Source organism: Methylocystis sp. JAN1, assembly GCF_052186135.1.
Lineage (GTDB): Bacteria > Pseudomonadota > Alphaproteobacteria > Rhizobiales > Beijerinckiaceae > Methylocystis.
This window is the reverse complement of the sequence record NZ_CP181499.1, coordinates 3,396,207-3,416,976: the sequence shown is the minus strand read 5'-3', so window position 1 is coordinate 3,416,976 and position 20,770 is coordinate 3,396,207. Positions and strand designations below refer to the sequence as shown.

The following is a 20,770-nucleotide window of genomic DNA, read 5'->3' as shown; positions in this document are numbered from 1 at the left end:
CAAGCGGGAGAGGGAGTCGCGCCCGATGATGCGGGAAACGGAAAAACGAGTTCGACAATGTCCAGCGCAGACGCCCAGCATTCGCTTCTCGACGAGCCCTTCGTCGAAGCCGCGCACAAGGTCTACAACAAGAAGGTCGACGGACATTTCCGCCGCATCAAGTGGGGCATTCAGCTCGCTACGCTCGCGATCTACTACTTCCTGCCATTCGTGCGCTGGCATCGCGGCCCCGACGCGCCGAGCCAGGCCGTTCTCGTCGATTTCCCGCACCGGCGCTTCTATTTCTTCTTCATCGAGATCTGGCCGCAGGAAGTCTATTACATCACCGGCCTCCTGATCCTCGCGGCGCTCGTCCTCTTCCTGATGAACGCCGTCGCGGGCCGCATCTGGTGCGGCTATATGTGTCCGCAGACGGTGTGGACGGACTTCTACATGACGGCCGAGCGCTGGATCGAGGGCGACGCCCGCGACCGCATCAAGCTCGACGAAGGCCCGTGGACGGCGGAGAAGATCCGCAAGAAGATCGCCAAGCATTTCGTCTGGCTGCTTATCGCCTGGTGGACGGGCGGCGCCTGGGTTCTCTATTTCGCCGACGCGCCGACGCTCGTCTATAATCTCGCGACCTTCCAGCCCGGCGTGGGCGAGGCCTATCTGTGGATCGGCATTCTCGCCTTCACGACCTACGTCTTCGCCGGCGTGATGCGTGAGAAGCTTTGCCTGCACGCCTGCCCCTGGCCGCGCATTCAGGCCGCGCTCACCGACGAATATGCGTTGAACGTCACCTATCGCCACGATCGCGGCGAGCCGCGCATGTCGTTGAAGCAGGCGACCGCCGCGCGCGCCGCCGGCCAGCCTTCCGGCGATTGCGTCGATTGCGGACAGTGCGTCGCGGTCTGTCCGACGGGCGTCGACATTAGAAAGGGCGCGCAGCTTGGCTGCATTCAATGCGGCCTCTGCATCGACGCCTGCGACGCCGTGATGGAGAAGATCCGCCGTCCGCCACGCCTCATCGGCTACGACACGGAGATGAACGTCAAGCGGCGCGAATGCGGCGAGCCGGCGATCTACAAGCCTTTGCGCGTCCGCACCGTATTCTACGGCGTGCTGATCCTCGCCATTGGCGGCTTCATGTCGATCACGCTCATGACGCGCGGCGACATGCATGTGAGCGTGCTGCACGACCGCAATCCCCTCGCCGTGCGCTTGAAGGACGGCGGCGCGCGCAACGGCTACACGATCCGCTTCGCCAACAAGAAGCCGGAGACACGGCGTTTCGTCGTCGCCGTCGCGGGCCTTTCCGGCGCGCAGACCGAAATCGTCGGCGTCTCTCCCGACGACAAGGGCCAGGAGGTGATCGAGGTGGGTCCGGATCAAACCCGCGAAGCGCGCGTTCTGCTCTCGACCCACGGCGTGACGCCCGGCAAGGGACAGACCCCCGTCGTTTTCACTGCGACCGACGCCGAGACAGGCGCGTCGACTGCGGTGAAGGACGTCTTCATCTGGCCGTGAGGGCAAGACATGAGCATGATCATGAGCACGCGCAAACCTCTGCCGGAATCCGAGCGCTTCTCCGACTACGAAGCGGGCGGCAAGCCGCTCAGCGGCCGGAAAGTGCTGGCGATCTTTGTCGCTTTCTTCCTCTTCGTCGGCGCCGTCAACGGCGTCATGATCTACAAGGCCCTCAAGACTTTTTCAGGCGAGGTCGTGGCGCATCCCTACGAGCGTGGCCTGGCCTATAACAGCGACATCGCCCGCGCGCGAGAGCAGGCGATGCGCGACTGGAAAGTTGACGCGCGCCTGACGCGTTTGCCGACCGGCGAAATTGAGATACGCGTAACCGCGCGCGATGCGGACGGCGTCGGCGTCTCCGGCGTCGACATGAACGCCGTGCTCGCAGCGCCGGCCGATCTGTCGAAGGACGTTCCGCTGGCGCTGACTGAAACCTCGCCCGGCCGGTTTACCGGCAAGGCCAGGGTTTCCGCGGGCCAGCGCGATCTGGTTCTGACCGTTTTACGCGGCGGTGAGGAAGTGTTTCGCTCGCGTAATCGGATAGAGGTGGAATAGGAAGGCGCCAGGGGCCCTTTCGGCGCCGACCTCCCCGTAAAGGGGAGGCATGGGGCCCGCCGCGCGAGATCGTCAATGGCTCTCGGCCGACGCAAGAAGGGGGTTCGCGCATGACCGCCGCTTTCGATTTTGAATCGCTTGTGACGCGCGGCGAAGACGGCGCGAGGCGCTTCGAGGCGACGGTGGACGGCATGACCTGCGCCGCCTGCATCGGCGAGATCGAGCAGGGCCTCGCCGGTCTGCCGGGCCTCGATCATGCGCGGCTGAACTACACCAATCATCGTCTGGCGCTGGAATGGCGCGACGAGTCCTTCGATCTCGCCCAAGCCTTCGAGCGCCTGCGCCGCATGGGCTATACGCTGCATCCCTTCGAGCTTGCCGAGAGCGAGCGCGAGGAGATCGAGACCTCTCGCTGGCTGTTGCGTTGCCTCGCCATCGCCGGCTTCGCGGCCATGAACATCATGCTGCTGTCGGTCGGCGTCTGGTTCGGCGTCGACATCGAGCCGACGACGCGCGACTTCTTCCACGGCGTTTCGGCGCTCATCGCCTTGCCGGCCACGGCCTTCGCGGGGCAGCCCTTTTTCAAAAGCGCTTTCGCGGCGCTGCGCGCGGGCCGCCTCAATATGGACGTGCCGATCTCGCTCGGCGTTCTGCTCGCGCTCGGAATGTCGGTCTATGAGACGCTGACCCATGCCGAGCACGCCTATTTTGACAGCGCGACCATGCTGCTGTCCTTCCTGCTGCTCGGCCGCTTTCTCGATCACGCGATGCGGCGCAAGACGCGCGCCGTCGCGGCCAACCTCGCCGCTTTGCGCGCGCCGCTCGCCTGCCGCCTGACGGCCGATGGAGCCGAGACGTTCACGCCGCTCGCCAGGATCGTTCCCGGCGACGTCGTTCTGGTTCGGCCAGGCGAGCGTTTGCCGGTGGACGGCGTCGTGGCGACGGGCGTCTCGCAGCTCGACGAAAGTCTGATCACAGGCGAGACGAGGCGGCGGGGCGTCGCGAGCGGCGATCAGGTCTATGCCGGCAGCCTGAATTACGACGGGGCGCTGACGATCCGCGTCGAAGCGGCGAACGGCGCGGCTTTGCTCGACGATATCGAGCGCCTTCTCGAGAAAGCGACCAACGCCCGCTCGCGCTATGTGCGACTCGCCGATCGCGTGTCGCGGCTCTACGCGCCCATGGTGCATCTCGCGGCGCTGTCCACCGCGCTTTTCTGGATGTGGCGCGGCGCGACTCTGCATGACGCGCTCGTCGCGGCGATTTGCGTGCTCATCGTCACTTGTCCCTGCGCGCTCGCTCTCGCCGTGCCGGCGGTGCAGGTTGTCGCAAGCGGCGCATTGTTCCGCGCCGGCGTTTTGCTCAACAGCGCGGATGCGATCGAGCGTCTGGCGGAAGCCGACACGATCGTCTTCGACAAGACCGGGACGCTGACGGCTCCAGAGCCTCGCGTCGTCAATGCGGCGGAGATCGACGCGAGCGTGACGGACCTCGCCGCGCGGCTCGCCCGCGCAAGCAGCCATCCCTTGGCTCGCGCGGTGGCGCAGCAGCGCCCGAATGCGGCGGCGCTGGAGGCGCGTGAAGAGCATGGCCTCGGAGTCTGGGCCATGATCGACGGCGTCGAGGCGCGGCTCGGCTCGCCGCGCTTCTGCGGGCTCGACGAACAAGCCGCTGGTCTCGGCGCGCTCGACGCGGACGTGTCGCTGGTCGCTTTCCGCCACGGCGATGCGACGGCGCTTTTCCAGGTGCGGCAGACCTTGCGCAGCGACGCGGTTGAGACGATCCGCGCGCTCAGGGCGCTTGGATATTCGATCGAGATTCTCTCCGGCGATCGCGTCGAAGCGGTGGAAAAAATCGCGAAGGCGCTCGACGCCGAACAATGGTCCGGCGCGCTGAAACCCGCCGACAAGGTGGCGCGGCTCGATGCGCTGCGCGCGGAAGGGCGCAAGGCGCTGATGGTCGGCGACGGCCTCAACGATGCGCCGGCGCTCGCCTCGGCTTATGTATCCATTTCGCCCATTGAAGCGACGCAGATCACGCAAGCGGCGGCCGACGCGGTTTTCCTCGGCGAGCGGCTGGCGCCGGTCGTCGCGACTCTCGAACTCGCCCGCAAGGCGCGCGGGCTGATGCGGGAGAATCTCGCGCTGTCGGTGGTCTACAATGTCTTCGCCGTCCCGCTCGCTATGGCGGGCTGGCTCACGCCGCTGATTGCGGCGGCGGCGATGTCCGGATCGTCCATTCTCGTGACGTTGAACGCGTTGCGGGCGGGGGCGGCGTCCGGGCGCCTCCAGTCCCCTCTCCCGCAAAGCTGGAGAGGGTTAGGGAGGGGAAATGCTGGCGCTACAACGCAGCAGCCTGTTGAAGCGCTCCCTCTCCACCTCTCCACCGCTTCGCAGGAGAGGGAGCAAATTGCCGCCGCCGATGACCCGCGCGACCAATCTGCGAAACCGGAGGCTGTGGAATGACCGTCCTTCTTTTCCTCATTCCGCTCGCGCTGCTCCTTGGCCTCGCCGCGCTCGTCGCTTTCATGTGGTCGCTGAAGAGCGGTCAGTTCGACGATCTCGACGGCGCCGCGCATCGCGTGTTGATGGACGACGACGTGGAGGGCGGAAAATGAGCGTTCGGATGGAACGCGGCTTTGCCGACGTGCTCGCCAAGGACGCATCGGCGGCGCAGGATGACGGCGCCATGCGGATGGGGCAGATCGTCTGCGCTTGTCCCGCATCCCTGCCGCGCGCGCAGATCACCGATAATCGGCTGACGCTCGCGGTCGGCTTCAGCCTCGCCGTGCTGGCGCAGGCGCTCGTCCTCGCCGTGCTGCCGGAGCAGGGCCGGCTGATGGCGCCGACGGCCGAGCGCGTCGGATGGCCCTTCGCGCTGCTTCTCGTCGGCGCGGCGCTGGCGAGCTTTCCGGCGGCGCTGCTCGTCGACGGCTTCGGGCGCCGCGCCGCATTCGGCCTCGGCGCCTCGCTCGGCGTTGCGGGCGGTGCGCTGGCGGCGTTCGCCGTCGCCAGGGCCAATTTCTTCGGCCTGTGCGTCGGGGCCTTCTGGCTCGGACTCGCGCAGGGCTTTGCGCTGTTCTATCGCCACATCGCCGCGCAGGGCGCATCGCGCGACGGATTGATCGTGCTCGCAAGCGGCGCGGGCGCGGCGTTGCTGGCGCCGCTTCTCGTCGCGCTGGCAGCGTCTCCGGGCGCGACTTTGCTCGCCGCGTCCGGCCTTCACATCGGCGCGCTCGCCCTCTCCGTCCGCCGGCCCCACATGATCGCAGCCGCGGCAGGCGGAAGCGAACGGCGGCTCTCCGGGCGCTTTATCCTCGCCACCGTCGCCGGCGCGCTCGCCTGGTTCGTCATGTCGGCTGGCATGCTCCACGGGCCGCTCACGCTTGCGGTTTGCGCCGCCACGCCGGCCTTCATCGGCGGCGCGATGGGCTGGCATCTTTTCTCAATGTATGGGCCGGCGGCGCTCGCCGCGCGCTGGCCAAACCTTTTTTCGCCCTTCGCCGCCCTGGCCGCGGGGCTCGCCGCGATGCTCGCCGGCTGGGGCGCGGTTCGCCTCGGCGCGTCCGCCGCGAGCGTCGCGGCTGGTCTCGTGGCGATCGGGAGCGGCTGGGGGGTAGTCAATATCGGCGCGCTTCGTCTGTTGCACGAGGGCGGGCGCCCGTCGCGCGCCGCCCTCGCCTTTCATGATCTCTGCCTCCTCGGCGCGGCGGCGGCCGGCGCGCTGATCGTTGGCCATTAATCGTGGCGGCGCTCCTCCGGAACCGCAATGATCGAGCCCTTGCCTTCCGGCAGCGTCGCCGGCAGCAGCTCGAAATTCAGCAGAACGACCGGCGCGTTACCGACGACGCTCGATTCATGAGTCGCCGCGCCCGTCTCGGTGAAGCAGTCGCCGGGCTTGTAGATCGTCGTTTTCCCTTCGATTTCATATTTCATCTCTCCGGTTTGCATGCAGCGCAGGCCGGGGCCGATATGGTGGTGCGCGCGCATATAGCCGCCGGGGTCCATGGTCACTTCCGTGACCCGGAGGCGATATCTGCCGTTGAGCTCGGAAAGGTGGCCGAGATCCGACAGCTCGGCTTTCACCTTGGCGTGGAAGCCCTTGAGATCGACGCCGTCCGCGCGGGCGGCGCTGGGAGCGGCGAGGCAGAGCAGGGCGAGGGCGGCGTGAAAATGGCGCATGGCGTTTCCTCTCGATGAGTGGAGGGCAAGTTATCGCAGCGGCGCCTTTGGGCGAAAGCGACCTTGTCACTCGCGACGCAGCAGGACTCCGTGCTCGTCGACCCGCCGCGCCAGGCGACCGGGAAGCAGACGGCGGCGTGACCGAAACGGCAAGCGTTTCAAGGCCGACGTCGAAGACGATCAGGGCGCAGCCGCCGGCGCGATCGCCGCTGGAACGCCGAGCCAGTTGGCGAGGCGCGGAAAATCCGGGGCCAACAGGCCGGGCGAAGCGGAAAAGCGCATGAAAAACCTCGAGCCTCGCCTTGAAGGACGTGCTTCTCGCGGCGCCAACGGGCGGAAGGCGGGGCGCGCGACAAGGGAGCCGCGGCGCCCTCTTCACTCTCGGGCCCCGCTGGCCTAAGAGAAGCGCCATGCGCGACACGCCCCAGCCTACCCTCGCCGTCGATGCGCTCGCCGAATTGCGCGGCGAGATCGACCGCATCGATCTCGAAATGCACCGGCTCCTCATGCAGCGCGGCGAGATCATCGACCGGCTGATTGCGGTGAAGCGCGCGCAGGGCGGCGGCTGCGCCTTCCGGCCCGATCGCGAGGCGCAGATGATGCGGGCGCTGGTCGAGCGTCATCGCGGCCTGCTGCCGGTCGACGCGGTCGAGGGCGTCTGGCGCGTCATCGTTTCGACCTTCACCTATGTGCAGGCGAATTACGCCGTTCATGCGGACGACTCGGGCGGCGACGCACAGATGCGCGACAGCGCTCGCTTCCATTTCGGCTTTACGGTGCCCTATGCGCCGCATCACGGGGCCGGCGCGGTGATCGACGCGGTCGCGGCGTCGGGCGGCGATCTCGGCATGCTGCGCGCGACCGGGGCGGTCGCCGACGGCGCATGGTGGGTGCGGCTCATCGGCGAGGACAAGCCGAAGATCATTGCGCGGCTGCCCTTTGTCGAGCGGCCGGACCACCCGGCGGGCTTGCCGGTGTTCATCGTCGCGCGCCCGGCGGCCGATGCGGCTTCTCGGGACATCATGCTTTATGCGATCAACCTGCCGCGCTGGTCTCACTCCGTCCCCGCCGTCATTTCGGCGCTAGAGGGGGAAATTCTCGCCAGCGCGCCTCACGCTGGCGGCCTGTCCCTGATGGTCGCCGCGCCCGGCCGAATCGAAGGCGCGCGCTTCGTGCAGGAGCTGGCGGCGGCGGGCGTGGCCGACGTGACGGTGGAGCCGATCGGCAGCCATGCCGAACGCTACCAACTCACTGAAGCGCGCAGCGGCGTATTTGCGCCAAGGAGCTAATGAATATGACGCGTCCCGTTCCGCGCCCCGGCGTGATGGCGATCGAGGCCTATAAGCCTGGCAAGAGCGCGGCGCCCGGCGCCGGCCGCTCTTATAAGCTCTCGGCCAACGAGACCCCGCTCGGCCCGTCTCCGGCCGCCGTGCAGGCTTTACGCGACATGGCGCATGAGATCGCCATCTACCCGGAAGGCTCTTCGCACAAGCTGCGTGAGGCGATCGGCGCGCGCCATGGGCTCGATCCCGCGCGGATCATCATGGGCGCCGGATCCGACAATATTCTGGAACTCCTTGCGCTCGCCTATATCGGGCCGGGCGACGAGGGCCTCTACAGCCAGTACGGCTTTCTCGAATACAAGATCGTGACGCTCGCGGCGGGGGGCGTTCCGGTCGTCGCGCCGGAGACGAACTACACGGCAAGCGTCGACGCGCTGCTCGACCGCGTGACGAATAGGACCAAAATCGTCTTTCTGGCGAACCCCAATAATCCGACCGGCAGCTATCTGCCCGCCTCCGAGGTGGCGCGGCTCGTGAAGAGCCTGCCGCCGCAGACGCTGCTCGCGCTCGACGCGGCCTATGCGGAATATGTGACGAACGCCGATTACGAGGCGGGCGTCGCGCTGGTGAACGCGCATGAGAATGTCGTCATGACGCGCACTTTCTCGAAGATCTACGGCCTCGCCGGCCTGCGCCTCGGCTGGGGCTACGGTCCCGCGCATATCATCGATGCGCTCAATCGCATCCGCTCGCCCTTCAATGTCTCGACCGCCGCGTCGGCCGCCGGAATCGCCGCGGTGCACGACGTGGCCCATATCGAGGCGGCGATCGCGCATAATTCCAAATGGCTGCCCTGGCTCACGCGCGAGATTTCCGCGCTCGGCCTCGAGGTCCTCCCGAGCGCCGGCAACTTCATCGCCATTCGCTTCCCGAAAACGCCCGGCCGCATGTCGGTCGACGCGGATCGTTTCCTCACATCCCGCGGGCTCGTCCTGCGCGCGATCGGCGCCTATGGCATGGGCGAGTTCCTGCGCCTCACCGTCGGCCCGCAGGAGGCGAACGAGCTTGTCGTCGCCGCGCTGGTGGAATTCATGCAGGATGCGAAAGCGGCGGCGAATGGCTGACGCCATCTTCAACCGCGTCGCGCTGATCGGCGCGGGCCTTATCGGCTCCTCGATCGCCCGCGCCGCGCGGGAGTTTGGGGCGGCGCGCGAGATCGCCATTCTCGACGCCTCGGCCGCCGTCATGGCGCGCGTGCGCGAGATCGGCGTCGCCGACGAGGCGAGCGGCGACCCGGCGGTGGCGTTGAAGGGCGCCGATCTCGTCGTCATCTGCACGCCGGTCGGCGTCTGTGGGACGGTCGCGCATTCTATCGCGCCGCATCTGGAAGCAGGCGCCGTTCTTTCCGATGTCGGCTCGGTGAAGACCGCCGTGGTCGCGCGGATCGCGCCGCATGTGCCGCAAGGCGTGCATTTCATTCCAGCGCATCCGATCGCCGGCACGGAGTTTTCCGGACCGGATGCGGGCTTCGCGACGCTCTTTCAAAATCGCTGGTGCATTCTGACGCCCCCCGAGGACGTCGACTCTGCGGCGGTAGAAAAGCTCCAAGCCTTCTGGACGCGCCTCGGCGCCAAAGTCGAGACGATGAGCGCCGACCATCACGACAAGGTGCTGGCGCTCACCAGCCATCTGCCGCATCTCATCGCTTATAATATCGTCGGCACGGCGGACGATTTCGGCGAACAGACGCGCTCCGAGGTCATCAAATTCTCCGCGTCGGGCTTTCGGGACTTCACGCGCATCGCGGCGTCGGACCCAACCATGTGGCGCGATATTTTTCTGAACAACCGCGAGGCGGTGCTGGAAATGCTTGGCCGCTTCAACGAGGATCTGAGCGCGCTTCAACGCATGATCCGTCGCGGCGACGGGCAGGGGCTCTTCGATTTCTTCACCCGCACCCGCGCGATCCGGCGCTCGATCATCGAGCAGGGCCAAGACACGGCGGCTCCGGATTTCGGGCGCCGGGGCAAGGCTACCTAAGTCCGCCCCGGTTACGCATAATTGTTCTTCAACCAGAGCGTCGGAATATGCTAGAACGTTGTCACTAAGGCGGCGTTCAAGGTCAGGATATGCCGACTGTCTACGTCGTTGCGCAGGACCAGACGGAGAGGGAAGCGCTTGCCGCGCTCCTGGCGAGAGAAGGCCGCCGCCTCGTTCTTCTCGCCGATTTGCTGGATTTCCTCGGAAAGGAGCGCTTCGCCGAAAGCGGGTGCGTCGTCATCTGTCCCCCAGAGGCGTCTTCCGTCCGCGAAATGATGATGCGGCTGCGGACCGCCATGCCCGACCCCGTGCCGGTGATCGTGGTCGCCGCGAAGGCGGATGTTTCGCTGGCTGTCCAGGCGATGAAGGAAGGAGCGGCCGATTTCCTCGAAAAGCCGGTCAAGGACGCGCGTCTGGTCGCCTCCGTACGCGCTGCGATCGAGGCGAGCCGCGTGCGCGCGGAGCGGATGCAGCGAAAGCGCGAGCTGACCGCCCGCTACCGTACGTTGAGCGCACGCGAGAAGGACGTTGTCGACGCCGTGCTGGGCGGGCGCGGCAACCGCGAGGTCGCAACGCAACTGGGGATCAAACCACGCACGGTCGAAACCCACCGCTCCAATGCGATGACCAAATTGGGCGCGCGCACGCTTCCCGATCTCGTCCGCATCTGGCTCGATCTCGCAGGTCCCGCCGTCTGAGCGGCGATCGCGTGCAAGTCGCTTGGCCTTGAAACCACGAGGCGAACGCCGTTTCGAGAGCCATTAGGTAGATTCCCCAAATTGAGTGGAAAGCCTGTAGAGTCTAGGTTTTTCCCTCGTTTCGCGGCTTGCCGCGACATGGCGTTCGAAGCGTTTTTGGGGAACCGGCATGACCGAACTCGGAAAGTTTGAAATCGCGCTTGCGTCCGACGAACTCACGCTCAGCGCTTCCGTGACTCCCAGGCATCGTTCCCTGCTCGCAAGCTACCGGATGAACGCGCATCGGGGAGAAGCCTCCGCCCGCAACCTCATCATCCGCGACCTGCGTAGTTTTCTCGATCTCGGCGCGATCGACCGCGCGACGGACCTTCTGATCGTGCTGGCGCTTTTCATGCGGGAGGCGGCGCGCTGCGAGCGCAGGCTGCTGTTTGCGTCGCGGCGCCATCGCGACGCCATCGCGCTCCAGCGTGGACGCGCCGCCGCGCGGGCGCATTACGCCATCGGCAAGACGAGGGGCGAGCACGCCCCCACGCTGCGGCTCGTCACGCCAGACGATCTGACGACAACGATCGAGGGCGAGGAAAAAATATGATCAGCTTTTATTCGAGCTGATGCGGAGAACGTCGTTCGCGTTTTGCGAGATGAAGCCCTGCAGCGCGCCGGAGAGCTTTGCGAGGAGCCAGGGCAATTGAACTTCGATCCGCACCATGTCGGCGAGCACCGTCATCTGAGCGGTCGCCGTCTGGCCCAGCGCCGCGACATGGATGGTGGCGACGTCGCCGGCCCATGTCACGTCCGACTTGGCCACCTTGTCGACATATTCGCGCTGGAGCGCCTCGATACGCGCGGCAAGACGCTTCTTCGCCGTCTCGACCCCCAGATTGTGCGGCACCGTGACCGTAATCGTGTTCGCCATGGCTTGTTCTCCGCTCAACGCCAGATGTAGGCGCCGTGCGCGGAAAAGAAAAGCGGCGGCGAGGCGGTCCGAATTCGGCCTGCGGGAACGAAAAAGGCCCGGAAGCAAGCTCCCGGGCCTTGGCTTCTTGGGGCGCGGCATGCGCCGCGCGCGCCTTAGTAGGAGTAGTACAGGTCGAATTCGACCGGGTGAGGCGTCATCTCGTAACGCATCAGCTCGGTGTATTTCAGGTCGATCCAGGACTGAATGAAGTCCTCGGTGAAGACGCCGCCATCCAGCAGATAGGCGTGGTCGGCCTTCAGCGAGTCGAGGGCCTCGCGAAGCGAGCCGCAGACCGTCGGGATCGCCTTCAGCTCTTCCGGCGGCAGGTCGTAGAGATCCTTGTCGGCCGGCGCGCCCGGATCGATCTTGTTCTTGATGCCGTCGAGGCCGGCCATCAGCATGGCGGCGAAGGCGAGATAGGGGTTCGCCGTCGGATCGGGGAAGCGAACCTCAATGCGCTTCGCCTTCGGGCTCGTCACGTAGGGGATGCGGCAGGAGGCCGAGCGGTTGCGCGACGAATAGGCGAGCAGCACGGGCGCCTCATAGCCCGGGACCAGGCGCTTGTAAGAGTTGGTCGACGGATTGGTGAAGGCGTTCAGCGACTTGGCGTGCTTGATGATGCCGCCGATATACCACAGGCATTCCTGGGAGAGGCCGGCATATTTGTCGCCGGCGAAGACGGGCTTGCCTTCGTTCCAGATCGACTGGTGGACATGCATGCCCGAGCCGTTGTCGCCGAAGACCGGCTTCGGCATGAAGGTCGCCGTCTTGCCGTAGGAATGGGCGACCTGGTGGATGCAGTATTTGTAGGCCTGCAGATGGTCGGCGACGCGCACCAGCGTGTCGAATTTCAGGCCAAGCTCGTGCTGGGCCGAGGCGACTTCGTGATGGTGCTTTTCGGTCTTGACGCCCATGGCGGCCATGGCGCTGAGCATCTCCGAGCGCATGTCCTGGGCGGAGTCGACCGGCGGAACGGGGAAGTAGCCGCCCTTGGTGCGGATGCGGTGGCCGAGATTGCCGCCCTCATAGGCGGTGTCGGAATTCGACGGCAGCTCCGACGAGTCGAGCTGGAAGCCCGTATTGTAAGGATCCGCGGAGAAGCGCACGTCGTCGAAGACGAAGAATTCGGCTTCGGGGCCGAAATAGGCGACGTCGCCGAGGCCGAGCGTCTTGATGTGGGCCATCGCCTTCTTGGCGATCGAGCGCGGGTCGCGCGGATAGGGCTGGCCGGTGGTCGGCTCGACGACGTCGCAGACGATGACCATCGTCGGCGCGGCGAAGAACGGGTCCATCGTGACGGTCTCGAGGTCCGGGATCAGCGTCATGTCGGATTCGTTGATCGCCTTCCAGCCGGCGATCGAGGAACCGTCAAACGCGATGCCTTCGGTCAGGGCGTCTTCGTCGACGATCGCGACGTCGAAGGTGACGTGCTGCCACTTGCCGCGCGGATCAGTGAAGCGGAAGTCGACGTATTTAACGTCGTTGTCCTTGATCTGCTTGATTACGTCCTTGGCCGTTGTCATGTCGATCCTTGCCTCTTCCTTGGTTTTTGCGGCGTTGGTTTGTGGCGTTTCGGCGCGGCGAAACAATCTTTCGAGGAAGCTCATGATGGTGGGCTCGAAAAGCTAGATGGCGTCCGCGCCGGTTTCCCCGGTGCGGATTCGAATCGCGCCTTCGATGTTCGAAACAAAAATCTTGCCATCGCCGATGCGGCCCGTTTGGGCTGCGGTGCGAATGGCTTCGACGGCGCGGTCCACGGCGTCGTCCGCAAGAACGATCTCGATTTTCACTTTCGGCAGGAAATCAACGACATATTCGGCGCCCCGATAGAGCTCGGTGTGCCCCTTCTGGCGGCCGAAGCCTTTCGCCTCGGTGACGGTGATGCCCTGCAGTCCCGCCGCCTGCAGCGCTTCCTTCACTTCATCGAGCTTGAAAGGCTTTATGATCGCCTCGACCTTTTTCATCGCTTATCCCCGCTGCGCCTAAGCCCCCGCCCGCACCCGCGCTTCGCCTCAGCCGACGCCGCCGAGCTTCTACCATCTGAGCGATTTCGGCGCCATGGCCAATCGGTTGGCGCCGATTCCCGGCGAAGAGCTTGTGAAACGGACGTGATGCCTAATAATTGTGCTGATGTCGATTAAACATGAGGCATTATTCAACATAGGCCACGACAGGCAGGTCCGCCCGCGCGCCCCATTCGGACCATGAGCCGTCATAGACGGCCGCCATGGGCCGCCCGGCCGCGGCGAAGGCGAGGCTCAGGATGCAGGCGGTCAGGCCGGAGCCGCAGCTCGCAATGGTCGGTTTGCCGGGGTCGAGCCCCGCTTCGGCGAAGGCCGCTTCGAGACCTGCCTTGTCTTTCATCTTCCCGCCCTCGATCACGTTCTGGAAAGGCAGGCTGTAGGCGCCGGGCATATGGCCGGCGCGCAGGCCCGGACGCGGCTCGGCGGCGCGGCCCGCGAAACGCTCCGTCGAGCGCGCGTCGACGACCTGCGGCGCGCCGCTTTCCAGCGCGGCGTTCACCTTTCGCCAGTCCGCCACCAGCTCAGGATCGAATTTCGGCGTGAAGGGGCGCGGCTCACGGAGGAATTCGCCCTTCGCAAGCGGCCGGTCCTCGGCCCTCCAGGCCGGCAGACCGCCCGCGAGGATCGAGACCTTCCCGACGCCGAAGACCTTCATCGTCCACCACAGGCGCGGCGCCGAGAAGAGGCCGGCGCTGTCATAGATGACGGCGCGCATGCCGTCGCCGAAGCGCAGGCGCCGCATCTCGTCGGCGAAGGCCTCGGGCGAAGGGAGCATATGGGGCAGTCCCGTCGACTGGTCGGCCACGGCGTCGATGTCGAAGAAGACCGCGCCGGGGATATGCCCCGCTTCATATTCGGCGCGCGGGTCGCGGCCCGCCGCGGGCATGTGCCAGGACGCGTCGAAAACGACGATGTCCGGAGAGGCCAGATTTTCGGCGAGCCACTGCGTGGAGACGAACAGCATGGCGGGGTCGATGGCTTGGGGCATGGCGTCTGTTGCTCTCGTCCTCGGGTTTGCTCACGCGTTTCGTGAGCGCGCGCATCGCTGCGCGATTGGCGTCGGCGCGCCGCCGGACTTTCTGCGCGCTTGCATCGAACGGGCAGGGAGGTCGGCGCGCGGCGTCGCTTCGATGTGCGCTCCTGTCGGGCGCAAGAACATGCGGGCGTCCTGCGCGGCCGTGAACGAAGCTCTTCCGTTCAGGCGCTGCTTGCATCCGACGCCGCCGCGGTCACAATACGCCGATTCGATTCTCACTGTCTCGCGCTCAAGGTCGACATGCTCGAAATCCCCGGGAAAGCTTGCGGCGCATGTTATTTTTGCTGCAAGGTGCTCGAAATCGAGGAGATGAAAAAGACGGCTGGCAAGCTCTGCGAGCATTGCGTGACGACGGGCGGTTGCGGAATCTATTCGACGCGGCCGCAGGTCTGTCGCGACTATCATTGTCAGTGGAAGGAGGATCGCGGCCTGCCCGCGACCATGCGGCCGGACAAGGTGGGAACGCTCCTGATGGACGACCCCGACAGTGACGAGTACCACGCCGTCTGCGACCCGGAAAAGCCGTTTTCCTGGCGCAATCCTCTCGTATTCAAGCATCTCCTCGCGGAGGCGAAGGCCGGCCGCATGGTCGTCGCGAAAGCCGGGCTGCGCGCGTGGCGCATTTACGCGGATGGACATTGGCAGGAGTCGGCGTGAAGCTTCTTCCCGCAAGTCAGCATCGGCAGTCAGCAAATAGGGGCCGGACCGTGAGACGTCGCGCGCCTTCGATCCTGCCGGCGGCCGCGCTCGCGCTTTTCGCCGGCCATGCGCAGGCGGAGACGATCAAGGCGCATTATGCGCTGAGCCTGATGGGGCTCTCGATTGGCAGCGCTTTCGCCTCGGGCGTCGTCGAGCCGCAGAACTACCGCGTCGACATCACGATGCGCACAACCGGCCTCGCCAATCTCGTCAACAACACCAAAGGAGCCGCGACGGCGAGCGGCGGCCTGACGCCGTCCGGCCCGTCGCCGGCGTCCTACGCCAATACGACGACGAACAGCGACGAAACGCGCACGGTGCGCATGGCGCTCGCCAGCAACGCCGTCCGCGCCGTCGAGGTGAAGCCGGAGCCTTGGGACGTCGATCAGCGCGTTCCTGTCAACGACGGCGCCAAGAAACGCGTCGTCGACCCCGTCAGCGCCTTGATCATGAGCGTGCCGCAGGGCCAGGATCTTTCGGGGCCGGCGGCCTGCAATCGCACCATCGCCGTGTTCGACGGCGTGACGCGCTTCGACGTGGCGCTCTCCTACGCCGGGGCGCATACGGCGCAGACGCGCGGCTATGCCGGCCCTGTCGCGGTCTGCGCGGCGCGCTACACGCCGATCGCGGGGCATCGGCCGGACAGCAGATCGACACGCTACATGGCCGAGAACCGCGACATGAATGTCTGGCTCGCGCCGCTGCCCGAGGCTCATGTCGTCGTGCCCATCCATATCGACATCAAGACCGGGGCCGGGGATCTGGTGATCGAAGCGTCGGAATTCCAGATCGGCTCCAAGCACGCGGAGTCGGCGCGCTAGCTGGATCATGCCGCGTTTGCGCGGAATCGCCCAAACGCAGAGGACGTGGCCTTTTCCAAAGGTTTGGAGCGCTTTTCTTGCGAAAAGTCGGGTCTGCTTTTTCGCGAGCCGCGCGCGACGCTTTAGTCGATCCGCACTTCCTTCGTCTTCTTCCGGTTACGGCGGTCAGCCTCATATTCGAGGTAACGGATTTCCCGCGGCTCGCCGTCCGCGCGCAGGCAGAAGGAGGGACGCGGTGAGAAGCCGCCGGCCGGGTTCTCGAAGCATTCCGTGAAACGCAGCTCGCACTGGAACATGGTTTCGGTTTTCGGCGCGGCGCGGGCGGCGACGGCGCGTGCCCTTTCCACCGCTTGCTTGCAGGTCGCAGCGTCGATCCCCCAGGTTTGACAGTCGGCGAGACTCGACATGTATTTGCCGTCTTCCGAGCAAGCTGGCGCCGTGCGCCGCGCATAGAAAAAGGAGAAGCCGGCGGCCGCCAGCGCGACGATGGCGACGATGATTTTCAGGGGCGTGTTGGCCATGGCCGCTCGCTTGGCGCGCCCGCCGTCGAACGAGGTCGCTCGAAGGACATAAGAGGCGCGGATTCACGGAGGCGCGTTTTGCGGAAGCCCGCCAACGACTGCGAAACGCCCTCGCCTTAACGATGCGGACATTAGTCGTCGGCGACGATAAGGGGCAAGCGCAATCTCGGCCAAGTTGGGACGCTCCGCGACAACTCGTCGCCGGAGGGCGCCGCAGTGCAACCTGTATGTCGCTTGACAAGGGTCAGCGACTACAATAGTTCGTTGGCTCACCGCATTTCGGAACCACAGACGACAAGCTGTGGAGCAATATGGCTCACCGGGCGCGGACAGGGCCGAACAGATATGCGCCCATCCTTTCGAGGGTCGCGTACATACGCGATGGGAACATGTCCGCGATGCGATCCTAAATCGTGAATCTGGCAAATCCGTCGGCGACGGCGGATCAGATGACAGCATGTCGGCTTGAAGCTTGAACCGACAGTATGTGTGACAGAAGGAGGAGATAATGGGCGCTATTCTCGAACTGACCAGCTATGCGGCGACCCCGGTGGGCATGATCGCGATCATCGTGATCGGCGCGGCTGCTTACTTCGCTGCTCGCTGGGTCTTCACGGACTAATCAGCGCATCCAGCATCCTATTCGAGGCGCGGCGCGTCGGCATTCGCCGGTGCGACGCGCCTAATTTTTTGTCTTTTCACAAACCGGTCATTCGCCCGGCGGGAGAAGGCTTGCATCGGCCGCCGCGTCCTGCGTATTCTAGCGCTTGATCCACCGCAACGGGTAGGTCGGCCCTCGGCGTCATTGGAAGTCCACGCCGCTATAAAATGGCGCGGGCGGCGGTCTCGAGCGTTTATTTTGGCTCCCGCGGATAGGCTGCGCGAGCCCGGAGGACATAATGGCGCCTACCTCTTCGATCAGGGCGATTGACGATCGAATGGACGTCGACCGGGCGAATGGCCAGGCCGAAGCGCCGAAGACCCGCCTCCGGCCCGAGAATGATGACGGCGCCGCGGCGAAAGCGGCCGGACGCATCGACGTCGCCATCGCCGACAAGAGCCCGCTGATCCTCGCTGGGCTCGACAAGCTGCTGTCCGACGACAAGCGCTTCAATCTCGTCCTCAAGGTCACAGACGGCGAAGAATTTCTCGAGGCCGCGCGACAGCAGAAATTCGCCATCGCCGTCATCGGCTGGCAATTGCCCACGCTGCATGCGCGCGACGTGCTGCGCGCGCTCTCGCGCCAGGTTTCCGCGCCCAAGATCGTCGTCTATAGCGGCACCAACGATCCGGCCGCGCCTGCCGAGACGCTGCAGCTCGGCGGCGCCGGCTTCGTCTCCAAGCGCGCGCCGCCGGAGCGTCTGCTCGACGTGCTCGCGGCCGTCGCGGCCGGCGACATGGTCTTTCCCTTCGTCGATATCCGAAAGATGCGCAGCGATCCGCTGGAGAATCTGACGCTGCGCGAAAGAAGTCTTCTGTCGGCGCTGGGCTCGGGCCACACCAACAGCCAGCTCGCCAAGGATTTCGGGGTTTCGATCAACACGATCAAGTTTCACCTTCGCAACCTCTTCGAGAAGCTCGAAGTGCGCAATCGCGCGCAGGCGATCGCGCTGTTTCTCGAGATGAAACATGGTAGCTGGCCGGGCGGCTCGGGCGGCCGCAGCATGGAGCCGACGACCACGACGCGCGGGCGCCGCCGTTCGGAATAGCCGGGCGGCGCCTTTGCTTACGGCGCCGGAAAAAGGACGTCGGTCTTGCCTGTCAGCCAATAGGCGACGAGGCCGAACCATTCGTGCGCAGCGAATTCGGCAAGCGAAAAATTTCGTGAGGCGTGGCTCGGCAGAGAGAAGCTGCGAAAATCCGCCGTCGTGCGATAGTCGACGGGATAGGCCACGACGGGAAATCCCGCCTTGCGAAAGACGCCGACCGAACGCGGCATGTGCATCGCGGATGTGACGAGCAGCCAGCGCTCGCCCGCCTGCGGCTTTACGAGATCGCGCGTGAAGACGGCGTTTTCAAATGTATTGCGCGACTTGTCCTCGTAGAGAACGTCGCCCTGGTCCAAGCCGACTTCCCGCCAGAACTTGCGCACCGCTCCCGCCTCCGTAGCCTGCGCGCCGCGCAGGGACGACGTGCCGCCCGTGAAGACGATGCGCGCCTTCGGGTAAAGCCGCCTGAGCGCCAGCGGCGTGGTGAGGCGTTCGGCCGCGTCGGCCATCGTGACGCGACCCAGCACGCCGCTCAGATATTCGTCGACCGTGCCTCCAAGCACGATAATCCCGTCGGGCTCCGGCGCGTCGCCGGGCGGCGGCGGAAAGCGCGCCTCGAGCGGCACGGAGATGACGCCGGGAAGCGGCGAGAATCCCAAAATCAGCAGCAGAACGACGCCGCCCCCGGAAAGCGCGCAGCCCGCGCGCCTGTATCGCGTGAGGGAAAGCAAGGCGCCCAGTGCGCCGATGATAAGCGCGACATGGGTGGGCGCCGAGAGAAGTTCGAAAATTTTGGAGAGGATGAAGAACATTGACGCTCGCGGGGCTGGCGTTCGCCCCCTCTTCCAGCTTGCGGGGAGAGGGCTGGGGGAGGGGCGAGCCAAATTACGGACGTCGAAAAAACACCAGCATGCGTTAATGCCGCCTTGCGCTTCACCCCGACCCTCTCCCCGTTTCACGGGGAGAGGGAACAGAGGTCACATATTCGGGTAATTCGGCCCGCCCGAGCCTTCCGGCGGGACCCAAGTTATGTTCTGCGCCGGATCCTTGATGTCGCAGGTCTTGCAGTGCACGCAGTTCTGCGCGTTGATCACGAAGCGCGGATCGCTCTTCGCATCTTCGTCGGCGTAGACGACCTCGTAGACCCCCGCCGGGCAATAAAGCCGCGCGGGCTCGCCATAGATCGGAAGATTCCTTTCGATCGGGATCGACGGATCGGCAAGCCGCAGATGCACCGGCTGATCCTCCTCATGGTTCGTGTTGGAGACGAAGACTGAGGAGAGCTTGTCGAAAGCCGGCTTCTGCGTGAGCTTCTGATAGACGATCGGCGTCACTTCGGAGAGCGGCTTGAGGCAGGCGTAGTCCGGCTTGCCGTGCGACAGCGTGCCGAAGAAGGAGAAGCCGAAGAGCGAATTGGTCCACATGTCGAGCCCGCCGAGCGCGGCGCCGAGATAGGTGCCGTATTTCGACCACAGCGGTTTGACGTTGCGCACGGGCTTCAGGTCGCGGCCGATCTCGGACGCGCGCCACGCGGCGTCGTATGCCGTCACCTCGTCATAGGCGCGGCCTTCGGCCAGCGCCGCCGCGACATGTTCGGCGGCGAGAATGCCCGAGAGGACCGCGTTGTGCGAGCCCTTGATGCGCGGCACGTTCATGAAGCCGGCCGTGCAGCCGACCAGCGCGCCGCCCGGAAAGACGAGCTTCGGCACGCTCTGCCAGCCGCCTTCGGTGAGCGCGCGCGCGCCATAGGCGAGGCGCTCGCCGCCTTCCAGCGTCGGCGCGATCATCGGGTGGCATTTGAAGCGCTGGAACTCGTCGAAGGGCGAAAGCGTCGGATTCGAATAATTGAGGTGGACGACGAAGCCGATCGACACGAGACCATCTTCGAAGTGATAGAGGAAGGAGCCGCCGCCCGTGTCGGACGGAAGCGGCCAACCGAAAGAATGCTGCACCAGTCCGGGCTTGTGCTTCTCCTTCGGGATGCGCCACAGCTCCTTGAAGCCGATGCCGAACTTCTGCACGTCGCTCGACCTGCAGAGATCGTATTTCGCGAGGATCTGCTTTGTCAGCGAGCCGCGCGCGCCTTCCGCGAAGAGCGTGTATTTGCCGCGCAGCTCCATGCCGCGCGTAAAGCTGTCCTTCGGCTTGCCGTCGCGGCCGACGCCCATGTCGCCCGTGGCGACGCCCGTCACCTCGCCATTCTCGCCATAGAGAATCTCGGCGCCGGCGAAGCCCGGATAAATCTCGACGCCCAGATTCTCGGCTTCGGAAGCGAGGAAGCGCGCAACATTGCCGAGCGAGCCGATGAAGGCGCCGTGATTGTTCATCAGCTTCGGCATCAGGAAATTGGGCAGGCGGAAGCCGCCCTTTTCGCTCATTAGGTAAAACTGGTCGTCGTGAACCTGCGTCTTCAACGGCGCATCGTCGCGATCGCGCCAGCCGGGAACAAGCCGGTCGAGGCCGATGGGATCGATCACGGCGCCGGAGAGAATGTGGGCGCCCGGCTCGGAGCCTTTTTCGATCACGACCACGGAAAGGTCGGGCGCGACCTGTTTGAGGCGAATCGCGGCGGCGAGGCCGGCGGGGCCGGCGCCAACGATCACCACATCGTAGTCCATGCCTTCGCGCTCGGGTAATTCCGTAATCTCTTCAGACATTTCCGATCCCTTTTCGCGTCCTCTTCGCGAGTGCGTCATTTTCACTGTAGCCTGTTTGCCTGCGGCGCGCCAAAAGGAG

The 20,770-nt window shown here is 65.4% G+C and carries 21 protein-coding genes; 13 read left to right on the top strand and 8 right to left on the bottom strand.

Features of this window, described 5'->3' with window-relative positions; all coding sequences use genetic code 11:
• The first annotated feature begins 57 nt into the window (after nucleotides 1–57).
• From ccoG to ACNHKD_RS16305, 5 genes are all read left to right on the top strand, one after another.
• Nucleotides 58–1,509: a cytochrome c oxidase accessory protein CcoG gene (gene ccoG / locus ACNHKD_RS16325; protein ID WP_442754539.1), complete on the top strand. Its 1,452-nt coding sequence runs from the start codon at nucleotides 58–60 to the stop codon at nucleotides 1,507–1,509.
• A gap of 9 nt (nucleotides 1,510–1,518) precedes the next feature.
• A complete protein-coding gene (locus ACNHKD_RS16320) occupies nucleotides 1,519–2,064 on the top strand; it encodes a FixH family protein (protein WP_442754538.1) in 546 nt (181 codons plus the stop codon).
• A 110-nt stretch (nucleotides 2,065–2,174) separates the two neighbouring features.
• Entirely contained in the window at nucleotides 2,175–4,529 is a 2,355-nt protein-coding gene (locus ACNHKD_RS16315; RefSeq protein WP_442754537.1) for a heavy metal translocating P-type ATPase, read from the top strand.
• Complete coding sequence (gene ccoS, locus ACNHKD_RS16310; protein WP_442754536.1) at nucleotides 4,526–4,681, top strand: cbb3-type cytochrome oxidase assembly protein CcoS; 156 nt, start codon at nucleotides 4,526–4,528, stop codon at nucleotides 4,679–4,681. The genes ACNHKD_RS16315 and ccoS overlap by 4 nt, the downstream gene beginning before the upstream one ends.
• Nucleotides 4,678–5,805 (top strand): MFS transporter, encoded by a 1,128-nt coding sequence (locus ACNHKD_RS16305; RefSeq protein WP_442754535.1) that lies wholly within the window; start codon nucleotides 4,678–4,680, stop codon nucleotides 5,803–5,805. Before ccoS ends, ACNHKD_RS16305 begins: the two co-directional genes overlap by 4 nt.
• Here the strand turns inward: ACNHKD_RS16305 and ACNHKD_RS16300 are convergent.
• Nucleotides 5,802–6,245 (bottom strand): cupin domain-containing protein, encoded by a 444-nt coding sequence (locus ACNHKD_RS16300; protein WP_442754534.1) that lies wholly within the window; start codon nucleotides 6,243–6,245, stop codon nucleotides 5,802–5,804. The genes ACNHKD_RS16305 and ACNHKD_RS16300 overlap by 4 nt on opposite strands.
• Before the next feature lie 410 nt (nucleotides 6,246–6,655).
• Between ACNHKD_RS16300 and ACNHKD_RS16295 the strand changes: the two genes are divergently transcribed.
• The 5 genes from ACNHKD_RS16295 to ACNHKD_RS16275 all read left to right on the top strand — a co-directional run bounded on the left by ACNHKD_RS16295 (nucleotide 6,656) and on the right by ACNHKD_RS16275 (nucleotide 10,858).
• The gene (locus tag ACNHKD_RS16295) at nucleotides 6,656–7,534 is read left to right on the top strand and encodes a chorismate mutase (protein WP_442754533.1); all 879 of its coding nucleotides are present in this window, start codon (nucleotides 6,656–6,658) and stop codon (nucleotides 7,532–7,534) included.
• A 5-nt stretch (nucleotides 7,535–7,539) separates the two neighbouring features.
• Nucleotides 7,540–8,652, top strand: a complete 1,113-nt coding sequence (locus tag ACNHKD_RS16290; protein WP_442754532.1) for a pyridoxal phosphate-dependent aminotransferase — start codon at nucleotides 7,540–7,542, stop codon at nucleotides 8,650–8,652.
• A complete protein-coding gene (locus ACNHKD_RS16285) occupies nucleotides 8,645–9,568 on the top strand; it encodes a prephenate/arogenate dehydrogenase family protein (RefSeq protein ID WP_442754531.1) in 924 nt (307 codons plus the stop codon). Before ACNHKD_RS16290 ends, ACNHKD_RS16285 begins: the two co-directional genes overlap by 8 nt.
• An 89-nt stretch (nucleotides 9,569–9,657) precedes the next feature.
• Nucleotides 9,658–10,266 carry a response regulator transcription factor gene (locus tag ACNHKD_RS16280; protein WP_442754530.1) on the top strand — a complete coding sequence of 203 codons (609 nt, stop codon included), beginning with the start codon at nucleotides 9,658–9,660 and terminating at the stop codon, nucleotides 10,264–10,266.
• A gap of 169 nt (nucleotides 10,267–10,435) precedes the next feature.
• Nucleotides 10,436–10,858: a hypothetical protein gene (locus ACNHKD_RS16275; RefSeq protein ID WP_442754529.1), complete on the top strand. Its 423-nt coding sequence runs from the start codon at nucleotides 10,436–10,438 to the stop codon at nucleotides 10,856–10,858.
• Here ACNHKD_RS16275 and ACNHKD_RS16270 read toward each other — a convergent pair whose 3' ends face one another.
• The 4 genes from ACNHKD_RS16270 to sseA form a co-directional block, all read right to left on the bottom strand.
• Nucleotides 10,859–11,182 carry a polyhydroxyalkanoic acid system family protein gene (locus ACNHKD_RS16270; protein WP_442754528.1) on the bottom strand — a complete coding sequence of 108 codons (324 nt, stop codon included), beginning with the start codon at nucleotides 11,180–11,182 and terminating at the stop codon, nucleotides 10,859–10,861.
• A 155-nt stretch (nucleotides 11,183–11,337) separates the two neighbouring features.
• A complete protein-coding gene (gene glnA / locus ACNHKD_RS16265) occupies nucleotides 11,338–12,747 on the bottom strand; it encodes a type I glutamate--ammonia ligase (protein ID WP_442756920.1) in 1,410 nt (469 codons plus the stop codon).
• A 102-nt stretch (nucleotides 12,748–12,849) separates the two neighbouring features.
• Nucleotides 12,850–13,188, bottom strand: coding sequence for a P-II family nitrogen regulator (locus ACNHKD_RS16260; protein WP_442754527.1), 339 nt, complete (start codon nucleotides 13,186–13,188; stop codon nucleotides 12,850–12,852).
• A 187-nt stretch (nucleotides 13,189–13,375) separates the two neighbouring features.
• Entirely contained in the window at nucleotides 13,376–14,236 is an 861-nt protein-coding gene (gene sseA / locus ACNHKD_RS16255) for a 3-mercaptopyruvate sulfurtransferase (protein WP_442754526.1), read from the bottom strand.
• A gap of 288 nt (nucleotides 14,237–14,524) precedes the next feature.
• Between sseA and ACNHKD_RS16250 the strand changes: the two genes are divergently transcribed.
• Together ACNHKD_RS16250 and ACNHKD_RS16245 are read left to right on the top strand one after the other, a co-directional pair.
• Nucleotides 14,525–14,941, top strand: coding sequence for a hypothetical protein (locus ACNHKD_RS16250; protein WP_442754525.1), 417 nt, complete (start codon nucleotides 14,525–14,527; stop codon nucleotides 14,939–14,941).
• 50 nt (nucleotides 14,942–14,991) lie between these two features.
• Nucleotides 14,992–15,804 (top strand): DUF3108 domain-containing protein, encoded by an 813-nt coding sequence (locus ACNHKD_RS16245; protein WP_442754524.1) that lies wholly within the window; start codon nucleotides 14,992–14,994, stop codon nucleotides 15,802–15,804.
• 122 nt (nucleotides 15,805–15,926) lie between these two features.
• Here the strand turns inward: ACNHKD_RS16245 and ACNHKD_RS16240 are convergent, their stop codons facing one another.
• Nucleotides 15,927–16,325 carry a DUF1190 domain-containing protein gene (locus tag ACNHKD_RS16240; RefSeq protein WP_442754523.1) on the bottom strand — a complete coding sequence of 133 codons (399 nt, stop codon included), beginning with the start codon at nucleotides 16,323–16,325 and terminating at the stop codon, nucleotides 15,927–15,929.
• A gap of 899 nt (nucleotides 16,326–17,224) precedes the next feature.
• Between ACNHKD_RS16240 and ACNHKD_RS16235 the strand changes: the two genes are divergently transcribed.
• Nucleotides 17,225–18,034, top strand: coding sequence for a LuxR C-terminal-related transcriptional regulator (locus ACNHKD_RS16235; protein WP_442754522.1), 810 nt, complete (start codon nucleotides 17,225–17,227; stop codon nucleotides 18,032–18,034).
• A gap of 17 nt (nucleotides 18,035–18,051) precedes the next feature.
• Here the strand turns inward: ACNHKD_RS16235 and ACNHKD_RS16230 are convergent, their stop codons facing one another.
• Together ACNHKD_RS16230 and ACNHKD_RS16225 are read right to left on the bottom strand one after the other, a co-directional pair.
• Nucleotides 18,052–18,846, bottom strand: a complete 795-nt coding sequence (locus tag ACNHKD_RS16230; protein ID WP_442754521.1) for a YdcF family protein — start codon at nucleotides 18,844–18,846, stop codon at nucleotides 18,052–18,054.
• A gap of 165 nt (nucleotides 18,847–19,011) precedes the next feature.
• Nucleotides 19,012–20,691: an electron transfer flavoprotein-ubiquinone oxidoreductase gene (locus ACNHKD_RS16225; protein ID WP_442754520.1), complete on the bottom strand. Its 1,680-nt coding sequence runs from the start codon at nucleotides 20,689–20,691 to the stop codon at nucleotides 19,012–19,014.
• Between the last annotated feature and the right edge of the window lie 79 nt (nucleotides 20,692–20,770).

Bases quoted from the DNA above. Each gene is read 5' to 3' on its own strand.
- ccoG (WP_442754539.1), top strand. From the start codon at position 58: ATGTCCAGCGCAGACGCCCAGCATTCGCTTCTCGACGAGCCCTTCGTC.
- ACNHKD_RS16320 (WP_442754538.1), top strand. From the start codon at position 1,519: ATGAGCATGATCATGAGCACGCGCAAACCTCTGCCGGAATCCGAGCGC.
- ACNHKD_RS16315 (WP_442754537.1), top strand. From the start codon at position 2,175: ATGACCGCCGCTTTCGATTTTGAATCGCTTGTGACGCGCGGCGAAGAC.
- ccoS (WP_442754536.1), top strand. From the start codon at position 4,526: ATGACCGTCCTTCTTTTCCTCATTCCGCTCGCGCTGCTCCTTGGCCTC.
- ACNHKD_RS16305 (WP_442754535.1), top strand. From the start codon at position 4,678: ATGAGCGTTCGGATGGAACGCGGCTTTGCCGACGTGCTCGCCAAGGAC.
- ACNHKD_RS16300 (WP_442754534.1), bottom strand. From the start codon at position 6,245: ATGCGCCATTTTCACGCCGCCCTCGCCCTGCTCTGCCTCGCCGCTCCC.
- ACNHKD_RS16295 (WP_442754533.1), top strand. From the start codon at position 6,656: ATGCGCGACACGCCCCAGCCTACCCTCGCCGTCGATGCGCTCGCCGAA.
- ACNHKD_RS16290 (WP_442754532.1), top strand. From the start codon at position 7,540: ATGACGCGTCCCGTTCCGCGCCCCGGCGTGATGGCGATCGAGGCCTAT.
- ACNHKD_RS16285 (WP_442754531.1), top strand. From the start codon at position 8,645: ATGGCTGACGCCATCTTCAACCGCGTCGCGCTGATCGGCGCGGGCCTT.
- ACNHKD_RS16280 (WP_442754530.1), top strand. From the start codon at position 9,658: ATGCCGACTGTCTACGTCGTTGCGCAGGACCAGACGGAGAGGGAAGCG.
- ACNHKD_RS16275 (WP_442754529.1), top strand. From the start codon at position 10,436: ATGACCGAACTCGGAAAGTTTGAAATCGCGCTTGCGTCCGACGAACTC.
- ACNHKD_RS16270 (WP_442754528.1), bottom strand. From the start codon at position 11,182: ATGGCGAACACGATTACGGTCACGGTGCCGCACAATCTGGGGGTCGAG.
- glnA (WP_442756920.1), bottom strand. From the start codon at position 12,747: ATGACAACGGCCAAGGACGTAATCAAGCAGATCAAGGACAACGACGTT.
- ACNHKD_RS16260 (WP_442754527.1), bottom strand. From the start codon at position 13,188: ATGAAAAAGGTCGAGGCGATCATAAAGCCTTTCAAGCTCGATGAAGTG.
- sseA (WP_442754526.1), bottom strand. From the start codon at position 14,236: ATGCCCCAAGCCATCGACCCCGCCATGCTGTTCGTCTCCACGCAGTGG.
- ACNHKD_RS16250 (WP_442754525.1), top strand. From the start codon at position 14,525: ATGCTCGAAATCCCCGGGAAAGCTTGCGGCGCATGTTATTTTTGCTGC.
- ACNHKD_RS16240 (WP_442754523.1), bottom strand. From the start codon at position 16,325: ATGGCCAACACGCCCCTGAAAATCATCGTCGCCATCGTCGCGCTGGCG.
- ACNHKD_RS16235 (WP_442754522.1), top strand. From the start codon at position 17,225: ATGGCGCCTACCTCTTCGATCAGGGCGATTGACGATCGAATGGACGTC.
- ACNHKD_RS16230 (WP_442754521.1), bottom strand. From the start codon at position 18,846: ATGTTCTTCATCCTCTCCAAAATTTTCGAACTTCTCTCGGCGCCCACC.
- ACNHKD_RS16225 (WP_442754520.1), bottom strand. From the start codon at position 20,691: ATGTCTGAAGAGATTACGGAATTACCCGAGCGCGAAGGCATGGACTAC.